This window comes from Dactylosporangium sp. NPDC049525 (assembly GCF_040676755.1).
In the GTDB taxonomy this organism is placed as follows: domain Bacteria; phylum Actinomycetota; class Actinomycetes; order Mycobacteriales; family Micromonosporaceae; genus Dactylosporangium.
This window is the reverse complement of the sequence record NZ_JBFAPO010000113.1, coordinates 1-16474: the sequence shown is the minus strand read 5'-3', so window position 1 is coordinate 16474 and position 16474 is coordinate 1. Positions and strand designations below refer to the sequence as shown.

General features: G+C 73.6%; 13 protein-coding genes. 5 read left to right on the top strand and 8 right to left on the bottom strand.

Features of this window, described 5'->3' with window-relative positions; all coding sequences use genetic code 11:
• The coding region (locus tag AB0K00_RS56670) for a LysR family transcriptional regulator (RefSeq protein WP_363539835.1) at positions 1 to 1074 on the bottom strand (1074 nt) is incomplete at its 3' end.
• Between the two features lie 12 nt (positions 1075 to 1086).
• On the opposite strand from AB0K00_RS56670, the gene AB0K00_RS56665 reads away from it, so the two are divergent.
• The 4 genes from AB0K00_RS56665 (at position 1087) to AB0K00_RS56650 (ending at position 4270) form a co-directional block, all read left to right on the top strand.
• Positions 1087 to 1950 carry a serine hydrolase gene (locus tag AB0K00_RS56665; protein WP_363539833.1) on the top strand — a complete coding sequence of 288 codons (864 nt, stop codon included), beginning with the start codon at positions 1087 to 1089 and terminating at the stop codon, positions 1948 to 1950.
• 73 nt (positions 1951 to 2023) lie between these two features.
• A complete protein-coding gene (locus AB0K00_RS56660; protein ID WP_363539831.1) occupies positions 2024 to 2968 on the top strand; it encodes an MBL fold metallo-hydrolase in 945 nt (314 codons plus the stop codon).
• An 85-nt stretch (positions 2969 to 3053) separates the two neighbouring features.
• Positions 3054 to 3785, top strand: coding sequence for a hypothetical protein (locus tag AB0K00_RS56655; protein ID WP_363539829.1), 732 nt, complete (start codon positions 3054 to 3056; stop codon positions 3783 to 3785).
• Between the two features lie 83 nt (positions 3786 to 3868).
• Positions 3869 to 4270 (top strand): DUF6069 family protein, encoded by a 402-nt coding sequence (locus tag AB0K00_RS56650; protein ID WP_363539827.1) that lies wholly within the window; start codon positions 3869 to 3871, stop codon positions 4268 to 4270.
• Here AB0K00_RS56650 and AB0K00_RS56645 read toward each other — a convergent pair.
• The 6 genes from AB0K00_RS56645 to AB0K00_RS56620 all read right to left on the bottom strand — a co-directional run bounded on the left by AB0K00_RS56645 (position 4267) and on the right by AB0K00_RS56620 (position 12281).
• Positions 4267 to 5346, bottom strand: coding sequence for a CU044_5270 family protein (locus AB0K00_RS56645; protein ID WP_363539825.1), 1080 nt, complete (start codon positions 5344 to 5346; stop codon positions 4267 to 4269). The two genes, AB0K00_RS56650 and AB0K00_RS56645, sit on opposite strands and share 4 nt — an antisense overlap.
• A 2-nt stretch (positions 5347 to 5348) precedes the next feature.
• Positions 5349 to 5924, bottom strand: coding sequence for an RNA polymerase sigma factor (locus tag AB0K00_RS56640; protein WP_363539823.1), 576 nt, complete (start codon positions 5922 to 5924; stop codon positions 5349 to 5351).
• Positions 5925 to 6023: 99 nt separating this feature from the next.
• On the bottom strand, positions 6024 to 9365 hold the full coding sequence (locus AB0K00_RS56635; RefSeq protein WP_363539821.1) for a family 16 glycoside hydrolase: 3342 nt from the start codon (positions 9363 to 9365) through the stop codon (positions 6024 to 6026).
• 198 nt (positions 9366 to 9563) lie between these two features.
• Positions 9564 to 10319 (bottom strand): hypothetical protein, encoded by a 756-nt coding sequence (locus tag AB0K00_RS56630; protein ID WP_363539819.1) that lies wholly within the window; start codon positions 10317 to 10319, stop codon positions 9564 to 9566.
• Between the two features lie 43 nt (positions 10320 to 10362).
• Positions 10363 to 11553: an FAD-dependent monooxygenase gene (locus AB0K00_RS56625; protein ID WP_363539817.1), complete on the bottom strand. Its 1191-nt coding sequence runs from the start codon at positions 11551 to 11553 to the stop codon at positions 10363 to 10365.
• Positions 11554 to 11558: 5 nt separating this feature from the next.
• Positions 11559 to 12281: a DUF998 domain-containing protein gene (locus tag AB0K00_RS56620; protein WP_363539815.1), complete on the bottom strand. Its 723-nt coding sequence runs from the start codon at positions 12279 to 12281 to the stop codon at positions 11559 to 11561.
• Between the two features lie 69 nt (positions 12282 to 12350).
• Between AB0K00_RS56620 and AB0K00_RS56615 the strand changes: the two genes are divergently transcribed.
• Positions 12351 to 12962: a PadR family transcriptional regulator gene (locus AB0K00_RS56615; protein WP_363539813.1), complete on the top strand. Its 612-nt coding sequence runs from the start codon at positions 12351 to 12353 to the stop codon at positions 12960 to 12962.
• A gap of 7 nt (positions 12963 to 12969) precedes the next feature.
• On the opposite strand, the gene AB0K00_RS56610 is transcribed toward AB0K00_RS56615, so the two are convergent.
• The coding region (locus tag AB0K00_RS56610; protein ID WP_363539811.1) for a hypothetical protein at positions 12970 to 16474 on the bottom strand (3505 nt) is incomplete at its 5' end.

Genomic DNA, 16474 nt, shown 5'->3' with positions numbered 1-16474 from the left:
CCGGGGGGGTGGGCCCCCCCCCCCCCCCCCACGGCCCCCCCCCCGGGCGGCCGCCCCCCCCCCCCGCTTGGACCCCGGCGCCCGCCGCGGGGGGGGGCCCCCGGCCCCCCGGGCCCCCGCCTCCGGTTCGTTGTAGACGACCGACCATGGGCCGGGAGCGCCGACGATGCGGGCCGGGCTCGCCGGGGCGGCGGAGAGGACCTCGCCGGCGACCGCCGCGAAGCGGGCCGCGGCCGGGTGCGGGTTGCGGGCCGGCCACACCGCTGACGTCTCCTGCCACAGCGGGTCACCGGTGAGCGGCCGCCAGGCGACCCGCGGCTCACGGCGTACCAACGCCTCCCGCTCCAAACCGATGCCGAGGCCGGCCAGGACCAGGCCGCACAGGAACTCCGGATTGCGGGCGTGGCGGATCCGGCTCGGCGTGAAACCGTGCTCCCGGCAGGTGGCGAGCACGGTGTCGTGCCAGGCCGGTGCCGTCGACCGGGGAAACAGGATCAGCCCCTGCCCGGCGAGCTGGCTGAACGAGAGCTCCGTGAGCCGGGCCAGCGGCGACGTCCGCGGCAGCACCACGCCGAGCCGGACCCGGGTCACCGGGCCGCAGACCAGATCCGCGGCGTCCACCGGATGGTGGACCAGGCCGACGTCGAGGCGCGCGCCGGCGAGCTGCTCCAGTTGCTCCGCCGTGGACAGCTCCTGCAGGTCGACGTCGAGCCCCGGCGCGTGCTCCGCGAGACGACGCAGCAGCTCACCCAGGGCCGGTGCCGGCGTCTCCGGCGGTACCCCGGCGCGCAGCGTGCCGAGGTCGCCGTCGCGGATGCTGTGCATGAGCGCCCGCAGTCGCTGCTCCGCGGCCAGGAACCGCTCCGCCTCGTCGCGCAGCGCGTGCCCGGCGACGGTCAGCTCGGTGCCGCGCGGCAGCCGGTCGAACAGGGTCACGCCGAGGTCCCGTTCGAGGCGCCGCATCGCCTGGCTCAGCGGCGGCTGCGCGATGCCGAGCTGCTCCGCGGCCCGGCTGAAATGCAGCTCCTCGGCGACGACCAGGAAGTACCGCAGGTGCCGTGCGAGGTCCGCCATAAGCTTGACCCTATGTCGATCAAGGAGCTGTTCGCCGCGGCCGGGGTGGAGGGCTGGCTGCACGCCCGCGACGTCGACACCGGGCGCGAGGTCGGGTTCCGGGACGGTGAGCAGGTCGTGCTCGCCTCCGTCGTGAAGATCCTCATCGTCCTCGAGTTCGCCCGGCAGGTGTCGGCGGGCGCGCTCGACCCGGCGGAGCGGGTCCTGGTGCGCACCGGCGACCGGCTCGGCGGCTGGGGCACGGCAGGGTGTGTCGACGACGTCGAGCTGTCGCTGCGCGACCTGGCGTACTTCACCATGTCCGTCAGCGACAACACGGCCGCCGACGTGCTGCTCGGCCGGGTCGGCCCGGACGTGGTGCCGCTGCTGGCCGCCGAGCTCGGCCTGCACCGGACCCGGATCGCGGGTGGGCCGCGGCAGCTCCTCGAGTCGATGTTCGACGACGTCGGCGCCCGCGACGCGGCCGAGTTCGGCCGGATCTTCCCTGCGCTGCCGCCGGAGCGGGTGCGAGCGTTGCGGGTCTTCGACCCGGCGCGGACGACGTCGAGCACGCCGGAGGAGATGACGCGGCTGCTCGGCCTCATCTGGCGCGACGAGGCCGGCCCGGCGGACGCGTGCGCGGCGGTGCGCGGGCTGATGTTCCGGCAGCTGTTCTCGACCCGGCTCGCCGCCGCGTTCCCGGACGGCGTGCGGGTGGCCGGTAAGACGGGCACGCTGCCCGGGCACGCGATGGAGGCCGGGGTCATGGAGTTTCCCGACGGCAGCCGGTTCGCCGTCGCGGTCTTCGTGCGCGCCGAAGTGTCCCGCTCGCGGTTGGACGCGACCCTGGGCCGGGCCGCCGCGCTCGCCGTCGAGAGCCTGCGTGACCTGCGCTGATAGCCGATCGGATATGCCCTCAGCAGCCCTCTGATCTTGGACAGGTCGCGGGATGCCCTGCTTGGGTAGCCGCATGCCAGATCGTCGTGATTTCATCCGTACCGCTGTCGCCGCCGCTGTGGTCCCCGCCGCCGTCGCCATCCCCGCCGCTGCCGCTCCCGCTGCTCCGGCTTTTGCGGCGCCGGCCGGCCGTGGCACGTTCCGCTGGTTCGGGACCGCGGGGTGGCGCATCGACGTCGGCAGGCGGACCCTGCTCGTCGACCCGTACCTGAGCCGCTTCGACACCGGGCTGTTCACCGGTGCGTTCAACCCTTCGACGGCGCTGACCGTCAAGGCCGACACCATCGCGACCAGGATCGGCAGCCCGGAGACGGTCCTCGTCACGCACACGCACTGGGACCACTTCGCCGACGTCCCGCACATCGCCACGACCACCGGCGCCCGCGTCGTCGGCACTCTCACCGCATATCACCTGGGCCTGGCCGGCGGCGTGCCGAGCGGCAAGCTGTGCCCGGTCAAGGGCGGCGAGGTCCTCGACTTCGGCGACTACACCGTCGAGGTCGTCGCGTCGCTGCACAGCCGCAACGCCGCCTACTCGATGGCGTTTCCCGGTGTGCGGGTCAGCCAGCCGGCCCCGCCGCAGACGATCGCCGACCTGCCCGAGGGCGACACCCTCGCCTACCAGGTCAGGATCGCCGGCGGGCCGTCCGTGTTCTTCATGGGCGGCAGCGACTTCGTCGAACGCAACCTCAGCGGCCTGAACCCGGACGTGGCGATGGTCGCGCTGCCGTCCAGCACCGCCACCGGCGACTACGTGCCCCGGCTCCTCGAGGCGCTCGGCCGGCCGAAGGTGGTCGTGCCGGTGCACTGGGACAACTTCGAGACCGAGCTGCGCAACCCGCCGCAGGTCGCCCCCGCCGACGCGGCGCGCCTGGATGCCCTGATCGCCGCGGTCCGCAAGGCATCCCCACGCTCGCAGGTCATCAGGCCTGAGTACGAGACTCCGTACACCTTCTAGGACGGCGTTCGACCATCTGGCGCATGGTCCGTCGGTTGGTCGAGTGGGAGACTCCGCGGACGTGACGACCTGAGGAGCTCCAGGCATGACGACAGACGCCTACGACGACTCGCATCCGGCAATAGTCGGTCGTGAGCAGCGCGTCCTCGACCTGCTGGACAAGGCGATCGGCGTCCAGAGCCACCTGGTGCGCAAGAACATCGCCCGGGCCCGCCAGCGGAACCTTGAGGCGACACCCGAACAGGTGATCCGCAGGCTGGAGCTGATGTACATCAGCGCCTTGACCGGGTCACGTGCTGTAGCTCAAGCAACTGCGGCCGCGCCCGGCGTTGGCACGGGAGTCGCACTGGCACTGTCGGCGGGCGAGGCGCCCTCAGCGCTTGAGCTGAGCGCCCTCTACGCGCTCTCGGTCGCCGAGATCCACGGAGCCCCCATCGACGAGATCGAGCGCCGCCGGACACTCGTGATGGGCATCATGCTCGGCGGGACCAGAAACGCCACCATCGGCAAGCTCGCCGAGCGAACGGGGCAGCACTGGGGACGTCAGATGGTCGCCAAGGTGCCGGTCGAGACGCTGCGCCAGATCAACAGCGTCCTGAGCGAGAACTTCGTCGCGAAGTACGGGAGCAGGCAGGGAATCATCATGCTCGGTCGGGTGGCACCGTTCGGTATCGGCGCTGTGATCGGTGGTGGCGCCAACACTGCTCTCGCCACTTTGGCCGCGCGGGCGGGCCGGCTCGCGTTCGGCCCGCCCCCGCCGTCATGGCCGGATCTGACGCCCGGCACTGCGTCATCGTCCGAGGACTCGTCCGGCTGACCTGGTGCGCATGACGCCCCATTGACAGGTGTTTTGCCGTCCCTATAGTGGTTGCAAAACGCAATCACTATAGGGACGGGGCGATGATGGGCAACTCGCGTATCGGTGTGCTGATCGGGGTCGGCGTGGCTGCCGCGGTCGTCGCGAGCGCCGCCACCATGGCCGTCGCGGCCGCCGGGCGCGCGGCCGGGGTCGGCCTCACCGTGAACGGCGCCACCATCCCGGTCAGCGGGGTTGGCGTCCTGACCGCCATATTTTCGCTGGTCGGCGTCGTGCTCGCCGTGGTGCTGGCCCGGTTCACGCAGCGACCCCGCCGGATCTTCGTCCGCACCACCGTGGTGCTCACCGTCCTGTCGCTGCTGCCGGACGTGATCTCCACTGCCGCACCGGGGACGAAGGTGCTGCTGATGAGCGCCCATCTGGTCGCCGCCGCCATCGTGATTCCCGCTGTCGCGGGCCGGCTCTCCGCCGGGCCGCTGCGTTAAGGCAGTTCGCCGGGGCGGTCGACGACCGCGGTGCGCAGCAGGGCGGTGGTGTACCAGGTGACGCCCGCCGGCCAGTTCCACGCGTTGCCGGCGACGACGTCGCTGCGGAATCCGAGCAGTGCATAGCCGGACGGGTCGAAGATGAGCGCGCCCCGGAAGCCGCCGCTGGTCCTGGTGACCGCGACCCCGTGCCGCCCGGCGGCGTCGGTGAGGTCGTCGAGGACCTCGACACCGTCGAGGGTGGCGAGCGCCTCGAACAGCGCGGCCCGGGTCGCGGGCGGCAGGTAGCCGTGCGCCAGCAGCTCCCCCGCGGCGGGGAATTCGCCGACGTCGGTGTACCGCGCGCGCAGCAGGGCGAGGATGCCCGCGGGGTCGGCGGGCAGGTCCCGGATGTGGCCCGGGTCCGGGCGGCACGGCTGGCCGCCGATCGTCTCCACGCCGGCGACGCAGCCGGGCAGCTGGACGTCGGGGGCGCCGGCGGTACGGACCAGGCCTTCGCGGGTGCCGTCGGCGGAGCGCCACTCCTGCTGCCGGAGCGTCCTGGGCGGCCCGAGCGGCGGGGTGACAACGACCTCGCCGGGGTCGGGCGCGCCGGAGGCGACCGGGCCGGCGTCGATGCGTTGCACCGTGACCGACTCGGTGTAGACGAACTGGTCGGGCCGAGGATCCAGGCCCGGCGCGGCGGTCACCGCCCGAGCGGCCAGGCGAAGCACCCCGGCGCCGGACTCGCCGCCGGTGGGCGCGCCGGTGCCGGATGCCGCGATGGGTCCGCGGCCGTCGGGTGCGGTGCCGCCGGACGGCACGGCGAGCGTGGCGACGGTGACGGCCGCGGCGACGGCGGCCGCGAGCCCACCGGCCACCGCGAGGCGGTGCGGCAGCCGGTGGACCCGGGCGGGCCGGCCGCCGCGCCACCGGCTCGGGCCACGGAGGCCGTCGGCGGTGGCGGGGACCAGCCCAGGGGTGGTGGTCGGTGTGACGGTGGTGAGCACGCGGGCGCGGACGTCGGAGACGTGGTCGTCCGGTGGCACGTCCAGGGAGGCGCCGAGCGCGCGCAGGGTCTGCAGGTCGTCGGGCACAGTCACTCCACAGTGGATTCGGTCGGGTCGGACCCGAGTGCGGCGCGGACCTTGGTCCGGGCACGGTTCAGCCGTGACCGGACCGTGCCGCCGGCGATGCCGAGCGCGGCGGCGATCTCGTCGTAGGACAGCTCGCCCCAGGCGTACAGCAGCAGCACGTCCCGCTCGCCCCGGTTCAGCCCGGCGAGCGCGGCCAGGAGCGGCTGCCGGGAGGCTTGCGCGGTGACGTCGGCGGTGACGCGGTCGGCGGGGCCGTCGACCGGTGGCTCGGGCGCGCACCGGGCGAGGGCGCGCAGCCGCGCCGACTCGCGCCGGTGGTGCCCGGCGATCTCGCGGGTGAGGATGCCGAAGAGCCACGGCCGGGCGTCGGGGCGGGTCAGGTCGTAGCGGCCGCGGGCGGCGAACGCGGCGAGGAACGTGTCGGCGACCACGTCGCGGGCGGTGTCCACGCCGAGGCGGCGCTGGGCGTACCGGAACAGCTGGACGGCGTAGCGGTCGTAGAGCGGGCCGAACGCCCCGGCGTCGTGCCGGGACCGCTCGATGAGGTCCGCGTCGCTCGGTTGCGTGTCGACGTCCACGTCGGTGATGCTCCCGCCTGATGGGGCCTAGTGGGGCCTGGTGTCAGTGGTGTATCTGCACCAGGCCCCAATCAGGTTCCAAGCGTCAGGTTCCAAGCGTCAGGCGGGTTCGATCCAGATGTTGCGGTAGCGGACGTTGGCGCCGGCGTCGCCGTGGTCCTGCAGGCGGATCGGCAGGGCCGCGGCGGACTCGGCGGCGCCGTTGCCGGTCGGGCCGTCGATCTCGATGTCGTTGTGGACGGTGATGCCGTTCCACACCACGGTGACGCGGGCGTTCGACGTCTTCGTCGTGCCGGTGTAGCGGGCGGCGCGGAACGTGACGTCGTAGGTCTGCCACGTTTCCGGGGCGGTGCCGGCGTTGCTGTCGGGAGCGCGTTTCAGGTAGATGGCGCCGCATTCGTTGGTGGCCAGGGTGGCCTTGCCGAACGTGTCGAGCACCTGCAGTTCGTAGCGGTCCTGCAGGTAGATGCCGCTGTTGCCGCGGGCCTGGCCGGTGACCTCGGGCGGCAGGTTCGGCAGCCAGAACTCCACGTGCAGCCGGAAGTCGCCGAACGTCTGCTTGGTGCGCAGGTCGCCGCCGAGCACCTCCGCGGAGCCGCCGGACACCGGCCAGGTCGCCGCGGTGCCGTCGGCCTGTTGGAAGGCGTTGAGGTTGCCGCCGTCGAACAGCTGCACGCGGCTGGTGCCGTTGTGCGTCCACACCTGGTGCGCGGCGCCGGTGGCGTCGCCGATCTGCAGTTGCGTGCCGTTGGCGGTGCTGCCGCCGGCTGCCTCGAGGACTCTGCCGGACTGTGGGTTGCGCAGCGTGCCGTTGGCCTGCGGCTGCCACACCTGCGCGCCGCTGCCGTTGCAGTTCCACAGCTGCACGGGGGTGCCGGCGGCGGTGGCGCCCCCGGCCACGTCGAGGCACTTGCCGAGGGCGCGCAGCGTGTCACCGGTGCGGGTCCAGCTCTGTGCGGTGGTGCCGTTGCAGCCGTACAGCTGGATCTTCGTGCCGTTGGCGGTGCCGGCGTTGCTGACGTCGACGCATCGCCCGCCGGCGCCGGTGAGCGTGCCGGTGCGGTCGGCCGGTGGCGGGCCGACGGTGATGCTGTCGAGGTTCACGTGCCCGATGTCGCCGGTGTCGACGCGGTAGGCGATGGTGTTGCCGCCGGCCCGCAGGGTGAGCGTGTCGGACTGCACGGCCCACGTCTCCCAGTCGCCGGTGCTGGCGAGCGGCATCTGCCGGACCTTGACGCCGTTGACGTAGAGGCTCACGGTCTTCGTCCCGGCCGACGGGTTCGGGCCGTTGCTGTAGCGCAGGCCGATGTCGTACGCCCCGGCGGTCTGTGTGGTGACGCTGAACGTGGTGGCCGCGCCGGTGCTGCCGTAGCCGGCGACGAACCCGCTGCCGGTGTATCCACTGTGGTCGGTCGCGACGTGGGCGGTGCCGCTGAGCCCGGCGTGCTCGGCTTCGAGACGGCCCGGCTGCGGCAGGGTGCCGTCCACGAGGCTGTTCAGCGTGTACCAGGCCTCGGTGCTCCACAGCGACGCGCCCGTGGTGGAGGTGAACGGCCGTGGGGAGCGCAGGTAGACGACCCGGCCCGGCTTCAGGTTGCCCAGTTGCAGCGTCACCTTGAGCCGGTCCGCGGACAGCGTCGCCGACGTGACGGGCAGGCTCTCCTCGTCGACCTTCGGGCCGCCGTAGGCGGGGGTCGGCACGTATCGCCACTGCTTGGCGGTGTAGTGCGCGGCGAGCTGCGCCGCGGTCGTGGTGGACACCGGTTGCGTGTATTCGACCTCGAAGCCGCCGGCGACGGCCCGCATCGCCTTGATCTCGAATGCGGTGGCACCGTTCGGGGTGAGCTTCTGCAGGCCGTAGGTGAGCTTGCCGTCCTGGCCCCAGTTGCCGCCGGCGCCGAGCCCGCCGGCGTAGAGCGCGCCGTCGGGGCCCTGGCTGAGCCGCAGCACGCCCATCTCCAGGCCCTGCGTGACGCGGAAGACCGCGCCCTGGTATTCGCCGTTGACCTTCTCCAGGTACGCGCGCTGGATGCCGCCGTAGGTGACGTCGCCGAAGAGCAGCTGCCCGGCGAACGGGCCGGAGTTCAGCAGCAGCGGCGTGCTCGGGGAGTTGGCGATCTCGTTCTGCGGCAGCCACAGCACCGGTTGCGTGACGGGCTGGTTGTCGAAGGGGCCGTCCGGGTTGGTGTAGTGGCCGAAGAACCGGTCCTGCTTGATGCGGACCAGCTTCGACGCGGGCAGCCAGCCGCCCTGGTTGTCGGTGACGAAGATGTCGCCCTCCGGGCCCCAGCCGAGGCCGTCGGGGGTGCGCAGGCCGCCGGCGACGTACTGGACCGCGCCGGTGCTGCGGTTGATCTTCAGGCTGGTGCCGCGGTTCGGTGAGCCCTGCGGCTCGGTGGTCGCGCCGCCCTGGTTGATGGACACGGACAGGTTCAGGTAGAAGAAGCCGTCCTGGTAGAGCAGGCCGAACGCGAACTCGTGGAAGTTGCCGTCGAACGGCCAGGTCGCGACGGTGCGGTACTGGTCGATCTGCCCGTCGCCGTTGGTGTCGTTGAGCTCGGTGAGCTCGTGCTTCTGCGACACGTACAGCTTGCCGTCGACGATCTTGATGCCCATCGGCTCACGGAGACCGGTGGCGACCCTGGTGTAGGTGACCTGCGGCGTGCTTCCGGTGACGCCGCTGAGGATGTAGACCTCGCCGGCGGTGGTGTTGCTGCCGCCCCAGGTCGTGATCGCCAGCCGCCCGTCAGGGAACCAGTCCATGGCACTCACCTGCGGCTGGAACCCGGCCGGGCGCAGGTTGGTCAGCGTGTACCCGGGGTGCACGGCGTTGAGCGGCAGGCCGTCGCCGGGGCTGTCGGCGGCGCCCTCGCACTCCTTGCGCCCGGGTGCGGTGACCCGCACGACCCCGGCATCCGTGCTGAGCACCGAGTTCGGCACCACCGCGAACGCGCTCGCGCCCGGCGGCCGCCATTCGAGCGTCAGCTGCTGGCCGCCGGTGCGTTCGAAGTAGTCGATGCGGATGGCGTGGTACCCGGCGGTGAGGGTGACGGTGCCCTCCATCGCGGTCGCGCCGTGCAGCCCGTCGTGGTTGATGACGGTCGCGCCGTCGACGACGAGGCGGGAGCCGTCGTCGCTGGTGAGGCGGAAGATGTAGGACCCGGCGGTGGCGATGTTGACGTTGCCGATCACCTGCGCCTGGAACAGGTCCTCCAGGCCGAAGTCGGTGGCGGTGCTCCAGTTGACGGTCGGCATGAGCTTGTCGACGTTCGGTGTCTGCCCGGCCTTGAGGGTGCAGATCGAGCTCAGCGGCGTCTGCAGGTCGAAGACGCGCAGCGTGACACCGGGTTCCTGCGGCGGGACGGCGGCGTGGGCCTGGGTGACCGGCAGGAGGCCGGCGACCAGGACGGCGGCGGCCGCGCCCAGGATGGTTCTCTGCATCGAGCGCTCCAGGGGTAGGAGTGTCGGACGGCAGCGCCCAGCGCGGCCGTCAGGACCTCCCCGCGCGCTCGCCGAAGGGCGACACGGGTCATCGCCGGTCGTCAGGTTTGGCGGTGACGACCCTCGATGTGGTACGTCACGCTAGAAGACTTTCGCTCGTGTGTCCATAACTTCTGCACGGAACGTCGAAAGTCGGGTTCAGTCCGCCTCGGCGGTCTCCGTGAAGCGCCGGATCCCGGCCAGCACGCTCGCGGGGACCGGGGCGAGGGTCGTGCCGGCGGGGACGGCGCCGGTGTACCCGTAGCCGATCACGTCCGCGGTGCACAGCGGCTTGCCGTCGCAGGGCACGGTCGCCCGGTTGATGCTGACGACGAAGGAACTGCCGTGCCCGTCGGACATCCGCACGACGAGGGTCGACCTGCCGAGGTTGACCCTGTCGGCGTGGTAGCCGGCCGCGACCGGCACGACCGGCCGCAGCCTCCGCTCCCGCAGTGCCTTGGTGAACCAGCGCTCCTGGGCGGTCACCTGCACCGTGACGACCCCGGCGAACAGCAGGACGAGGACCCCGGCGAGCGCGACCCGCCCCCGCCACCGCAGTCCTGCGCCGAGGGCGATCAGCAGGTGCGCGGCGACGGCGAATGCGGTCCACCAGGCGGTGGTCTCGACCGCGTCGCGCCACTGCGACCCGCCGAGGACGCCGACCGAGACCACCGGCAGCAGGAAGACGGGCACGAGGGTGTGCGGCCACAGGCGCGGGCTGCCGGTCACCCCAGCGTGGATCGCCCACACCGACACGGTGACCACGTTCGCGACGATCCAGACCAGCAGGGTCTGCAGCACCGGCGGCCCGGTGTAGGTGCTCCAGTCGCCGAGCATCATCGCCAGCACGACCCACGTCGCCGTGCCCGAGATCGCGCCGAACCCCGCCGTCTGTGCCCCCGCCGACCAACGCATCGACGCAAGTATGCCCTGCTGGACCGGGTCACGGCGGTGGGCGTCAGGCCACCGCCGCCGCCCAGTCGATCCGGTGGTCGAACTGCCAGGCCGTCTTCTCCGGCTTGGCGAGCTTGAAGACCACGGGCAGCAGGGCGTCGCGGACGACCCGGCCGACGGTGCCGGGCGCCTTGCTGGCGTTGGTCTTGTTGGCCTCCGCAATGATCTTCTCGACCCGGGCGCGGCGGAGCCGCTCGTAGGTCTGGAACGCCTCGACGTGCGGCAGGTCCCGCAGGCACCGGGCGAGCTGGACGGCGCTCTCGGCGGCGATCGAGGCGCCCTGGCCGGAGCTGGAGGACGCCGCGTGGGCGCTGTCGCCGACGAGGACCATGCGGCCGCGGCTCCACACCGGCACGACCGGCATGTTCTCCGACGGGCCGGTGACGATGAGGTCGGCCGGGTCGGTGCGGTCGAGCAGTTCCACGGCGGGGCACCGGTCGCCGGTGAACGCGTCCCGCAGCACCGTCAGCCACTCCCCGGCCGGCACGGCGCGGGCCTGCGCCATGCTCATGGGTTCCCGCCGGGGCAGGTTGGCGAACCAGGCCGTCGTGCCGTCGTCGAAGACCACGTAGCCGAAGAACGCGCGCTTGCCGAAGGTCATCAGCATCCGGCCGCCGGTCGGCGCGAGCCCGGTGCCGGCCAGCCGGGCGCCGAAGCCGATCAGGCCGGTGTACCTCGGCGCCGGCGCCTGTGGGTCGATCAGCGAGCGGACCGTCGAGTGGATGCCGTCGGCGCCGATCAGCACGTCGGCGCTGGCGCGGGTGCCGTCGGCGAAGACGGCGGTGACCGCATCCTCGGTCTCCACGGTGTCGACCAGCCGCTTGCCGGGCACGATGCGGACGCCGCGGCGCCCGGCCTCGTCGTGCAGTGCCCGGTAGAGGTCGGCGCGCCAGACGAACTGGCCCGGCGGCAGCCCGGGCAGCGTCCCGAACTCGCCGAGCGTGCGGCCGTTCCAGGTGCGCAGCTCGATCCCGGCGACGGGGGTGCCGATGCCGCGCAGGACGTCGCCGGCGTCGAGCGCGTCGAGGGCGAACTGCCCGTTGGACGCGACGGTCAGGCCGCCGCCGGCGCCGTCCGCGGTGCCGTCGTACGCCTCGTAGACGGTGGCTTCGATGCCGGCCTTGCGCAGTGCCATCGCGGCGATCGGTCCGGCGATGCCGCCGCCGATGACCAGGCCGGTGCGGGTCCGTGCCATGGCCGTCACGCGTCCCGGCGGGCGGCGGGCTCGCGGCGGGCCAGCCAGCCCATCGCGGCGAACCAGGCGAGCACCTCGGTGAAGAGCACCCGCTGGGTGAGGCCGGCCACGCCGTGCCCGGCGGCGGTGGTGTCCACGTCGAAGGTCATCGTGAACACGACCGCGAGCGCGAGGGTCAGCGCTCCGGCGAGGAACAGCGCGGTGCCGAAGCGCCGCCACTGCGGGATGCGGCGCAGGTAGTGGCCGGCCACGGGGAAGCTGATGACCGGGAGCAGGTAGATCAGCCCGGCGCCGGTGAAGTGCAGCGCCGGTGACTCGAGGTCGAACAGGCCGACCACCACGAGGCCGGCGGGTGACAGCGCGAGCAGGACGGTGCTCACCCACCGCGCCACGGGCCGCCCCGCCGCGGTGATGCCCTGGAAGATGCCGATGACCCCGGCGAGGAGCAGGAGGCCGCTGAGCACGAAGCCGGTGTTCATGAACGGGGCGGTCCCGCCCATGCCCAGTCCGCTGATCGGCTGGCTCACGTGTGAGTAGGGCGCGATGTGGGTGCCGGACACGGTGTAGCCCGAGCTCACGAAGCCCAGGACGAGCCATGCCAGCGTGAAGACCGCGGGGCCGGCGACGGCGCCGAGGGCGAGCACGCGGGACAGGTGGGACAAGTGGGCGCCGGGTGGGGCGGCGGCCGGCCGCGGCGGGGCGGCGAGCGGGGTGCTGCGTGTCGTCATGCGCTGATAGTTGCATTGCAACTAGTGTCTCGGCAACTAGATTCTTCTGCACTAGTGTACGTTCGTGTGGTGACCACTGGTTCCCGTCGCTCGCCGCTCGCCCTGACGATCCTCGGCCTGCTCGAGGACGGCCCGCTGCACCCGTATCGCATGCAGCAGCTGATCAAGCAGTGGGGCAAGGACCAGGTGGTCAACGTGGGGCAGCGCGCCACGCTGTACAAGACCATCAGCCGGCTGGCCGACGACGGGCTGATCGAGGTCCACGAGACCACGCGCGACCAGCTGTACCCGGAGCGCACCGCCTACCGACTGACCGGCGCCGGCCGCGCCGCGTCCCGCCAGTGGCTCACCGAGATCCTGTCCACGCCGCGCAACGAGTTCCCGGAGTTCCCCGCGGCGCTGTCGTTCCTGCCGATGCTCTCCCCGGACACCATCCGGGACCTGCTGGCCGCGCGGCGGGACCGGCTGCTCCAGCGGCTCGCCGACCGCCAGGCGCTGATCGGCGGCAGCGGCGTCGAGCTGCCGCGGGTCACCATGCTGGAGACCGAATACCAGCGGGCCGTCACCGAGGCGGAGATCCGCTGGATCGACACCGTCGTCGCCGGGCTCGGCGACGGCTCCATCACCTGGGACCAGCGGCAGCTGCACGACGCGGCCCGCCGCCTGGACGAGGACCGCTGACGGCTGCCTACAGCAGGGTCTCCTGGTGGGGGAAGGTGAGGCGGGCGGTGGTGATGCCCTCGATGACCTGGTCGTCGTTGAGCTCGCGCTCCTGCACCTGGGCGTAGTTGCGGCCGCGGTGGTGGGTGTTGCGCATCCGCACCACGTTGGGGAAGCGGCCGACCGCGCGCATGTCGCCGAGGCCGGACAGGAAGACCAGCTGGATGCCGTTGGCCGCAGCGACCCGCCGCTGCAGGTCCAGGAACGCGACGTAGTTGGCGGTGCCGAGCGGGTTGTCCATCGGCAGAACGCCGAGGCCCGGCACGTCACCGCCGCGGTTCGCGGCGCGCAGGCGGGCGAGCATGCAGAACAGCAGCAGGCTGATCGTGACCTTCTCCCCGCCGGACCACTTGCTCATCAGCTCGACCGGCTGCCGGTCCTCGCCGAGCTCGGTCGACGGTTTCAGCACGCGGGCGGTGAAGTTGCCGCGCCCGACGACGGCGGTGGTAGCCTCCCACACCAGGGTCAGCCCGTCGGGGATGTTCTCCTGCCGGGCGACGAGCCGCTCCACGAGGCGCTCGACCCGGCTGCGCAGCGTCGCGTCGGTGGTGTCCACAGTGGAGCGGGGACCGACGTCGAGGAACCGGCGGTTGCGCAGGTGGTCGGCGAGCCCGGGCGGCAGCTGGGCGTGGTGCTGGGCCCGCTGCAACGTCTTGAGCCCTTCGCGGACCTCGGCGCACAGCGCGGTCACCACGAGGTGCTTGTCCTTGTCGACGGCCTCCAGCTCACCGGCGAGGGCGTGCCGGTAGGTGCGCAGCTCCTCGGCGAGGGACACGGGCAGGTCCGCGGTGTGCTCGCCGCGGAAGCGGTCCCGCACCTCGGCGGTGACGGCGGCGAAGCGTTCCTCGCCGGCCCAGCGGTCGACGCGGTGCACCTCGGCGGCGAGCTGGTTGCGGGCGGCGGTGACCGCCTTCTCGGCCGCCTGCAACGCCCGCCGGGCCGCGCGGCCTGCTTCCCGGGCGGCGTCCACGTCACCGTCGAACGGCGCCGCCTCGACCCCGCCCAGCTCCCCCAGGTCGGCCTCCAGGTCCCCGGCGAGCCCGTGGAAGTCCGCGGCGCGGCGGCGTTGCAGCTCACCCGCCTGTTCGGCCGCCGCCTGCCGGTCCCGGGCAATGCCGGCGGCGCCGACCGCGACGTCGAGGTGCTCGCGCAGGTCAGGTCCGGGGTGTACGACCAGTGCGAGGTCCTCGGGCGCGGGACGGTCGGCGGCCCGGTCGGCGAGGTCACGCCGGGCGGCGTCGCGTTCGGCCTCGGCCCGCGTGGCGGCCGCCCGCGCCGCGAAGTGCGCCTGCTCCGCCTCCTCGGTGTCCCGGGCGACCAGCGCGGCGTCGGCGGCCTCGGGGGTGGCGGCGAGCTGTGCCGCGGTCTCGTGCTCCTCGGCGGTGAACTGCCGCAGCTGCCGGTCGAGGCCGTCGATGCGCCGCCCGATCTCGGTGATGGTCGCCTCGAGGGCGTCGCCGGAGGAGCGGCGCACGTACGCCTCGTCGGCCGCCTGATACGCGCTCATCGCCGCGGCCAGGCTCGGCGACCGTTCGGGCGCGACGGCGTGGGGGTCGGCGACGCGGCGCAGCTCGTCGATCCGGGCGCGGTGCCCGCGGGCGGTCCCGCGGTGCTGCTCGGCGTCGGCGGTGCAGCGGGTCGCGACGCCCGCGTACCCGCGCTCCTGCTCCTCCGCCTGTTCCAGCTGGCGTTCCAGGTCGGCGCGGCGGGCGGGCAGCCGGCGCAGCTCGTCGCGCTGCCGGTCGGCCTCGGGCGCCCGGCGGGACAGGTCCTGCAGGACGCCGAGGCGGGTGGCGAGGATGCGGCGGTGTTCGGCCAGCCGCTGCTGCGTCTCGCGGAGCGCGGCGGCGCGCTCGTCGAGCTCCCCGCGGGCCGCGTCCAGCCGCACCGCGCGGTCCCGGGCGGTGGCGAGGAGTTCACCGACGCGGTGGTGCTCGGCGTCGAGGTGTTCGCGGTGGCCGGGCGGGCAGCGGTCGGCGAGCTGCCGCAGCTGGTCCTTGAGCCGCAGGTCGTGGTCGCGGGCATCGAGCAGTTCCTGGACGCGTTCGCCGCGGTCGCGGCGGCTGGCGGCGCGGCGGTCCGCCTCCCGGGCCGCGGCGGTGCGGTCGAACATGGCCGGCGCGGGCGCCAGCACGAACCCCTTGTCCGGCGTCGTGGTGTCGGCGCCCGGTCGGATGGCTTCGTCGAGGCGGGCGGTGGTGGAGATCTGCACGGCGCTGGTCGGGAACAGCCGCGCCGCATGCAGCGCGTCGCGGGCCCGGTCGAGGTCCGCCTCGTCGTGGACGAGCAGGCCGCCGACGAGGTGCGGGACCCGCTCGACGGCGGTCGCCCAGCGGTCCTGCGGGATGCGGTCGGCGAGGTGGTGCCAGCCGGTGCTGGCCGGGATCCGTTCGGCGGCCAGGACGTCCGCGGCCCGGGCAAGGTCCAGCGCCGCGGGCAGCAGCCCCCGCGGTGAGGCGAGGGCCTGCACGGCCCGGTCGTCCTCGGCGTCGGCGACGGCGAGCTGGATGCGCTGCCGGTCGGCGCCGACAATCGCCTCGGACAGCTGGTCGACGAGGAGCCGGTGCTCGCCGACGGGGTCGACGGTGTCGCGTTCGGTGAGTTCGGTGAGCCGCGGGTCGGTGGCGAGGGCGTCGATCTCGGCGAGCAGTGGCGTGCGGGTGCCGTCGAGCGTAGCCATCTGGCGGGTCAGCTCGGTGACGGCGGCGTGCACGGCGGCGCGATCCCGCTCGTGCCCGGCACGGTCGGCGTCGAGCCGTCCGGCCTCGGCGGGCAGGTCCTGCGCGAGCCGCCGGGCCGCGTCCTCGTCCGCCTGGCGGGCCGAGGTGAGCGCCTCGGCGAGGTGCTCACCGGTGACGCCGTCCAGCGGGGCGTCGGCGGTGGTCAAGTGGCCGGCGGTGGCGGCGGCGTGCAGGTCGTGGTCGAACGCGGCGAGGTGCTGCTCGATGGAGCGGTGCCGGCCGGCGAGGCCGCCGAGGTCGGCGCGCAGCCCGTCGGCGAGGGCCCGGGACTTCGCCTGCTGCTCGGCGGCGTCCGCGGCCTGCGCGGTCAGCGTCGCAACCGTGTCGTCCAGCTCGGCGCACGCGTCGCGCAGCACCGACAGGTACACCGCGGCCGCCTCCGCCCTGGCGTGCCGCAGCGGGGCGGCGCCGGCCTCCGCCTCGCGCTGCCGGCCGCGGGCCGCGGCGAGCCGGGAGGTGAGCTGGTCGCGGTCGGTGAGGGCGGGCACCAGCTGCCAGGCGCGGTGCCGGCGGCGCCGGTCGAGGACGGTCCGCGCCGCGTCGTCGACGGCGGCGAGCGCTTCGGTGTGCCGCCGCGACGCGGCCTGCCACTGCTCCTCGCGCAGCAGCACGTCGAGGCCGGCGGCGCGGGTCTGCGCGTCCCGGGCGGCAAGGGCGGCGGCGGCCGCCTCCGACGCGTGCGCGGCGGCCTGCTCGGCGGCGCGGGCGGCGGCGCCGGTGAACGCCGCGGCG

Bases quoted from the DNA above. Each gene is read 5' to 3' on its own strand.
- AB0K00_RS56665 (WP_363539833.1), top strand. From the start codon at position 1,087: ATGTCGATCAAGGAGCTGTTCGCCGCGGCCGGGGTGGAGGGCTGGCTG.
- AB0K00_RS56660 (WP_363539831.1), top strand. From the start codon at position 2,024: ATGCCAGATCGTCGTGATTTCATCCGTACCGCTGTCGCCGCCGCTGTG.
- AB0K00_RS56655 (WP_363539829.1), top strand. From the start codon at position 3,054: ATGACGACAGACGCCTACGACGACTCGCATCCGGCAATAGTCGGTCGT.
- AB0K00_RS56650 (WP_363539827.1), top strand. From the start codon at position 3,869: ATGATGGGCAACTCGCGTATCGGTGTGCTGATCGGGGTCGGCGTGGCT.
- AB0K00_RS56635 (WP_363539821.1), bottom strand. From the start codon at position 9,365: ATGCAGAGAACCATCCTGGGCGCGGCCGCCGCCGTCCTGGTCGCCGGC.
- AB0K00_RS56630 (WP_363539819.1), bottom strand. From the start codon at position 10,319: ATGCGTTGGTCGGCGGGGGCACAGACGGCGGGGTTCGGCGCGATCTCG.
- AB0K00_RS56625 (WP_363539817.1), bottom strand. From the start codon at position 11,553: ATGGCACGGACCCGCACCGGCCTGGTCATCGGCGGCGGCATCGCCGGA.
- AB0K00_RS56620 (WP_363539815.1), bottom strand. From the start codon at position 12,281: ATGACGACACGCAGCACCCCGCTCGCCGCCCCGCCGCGGCCGGCCGCC.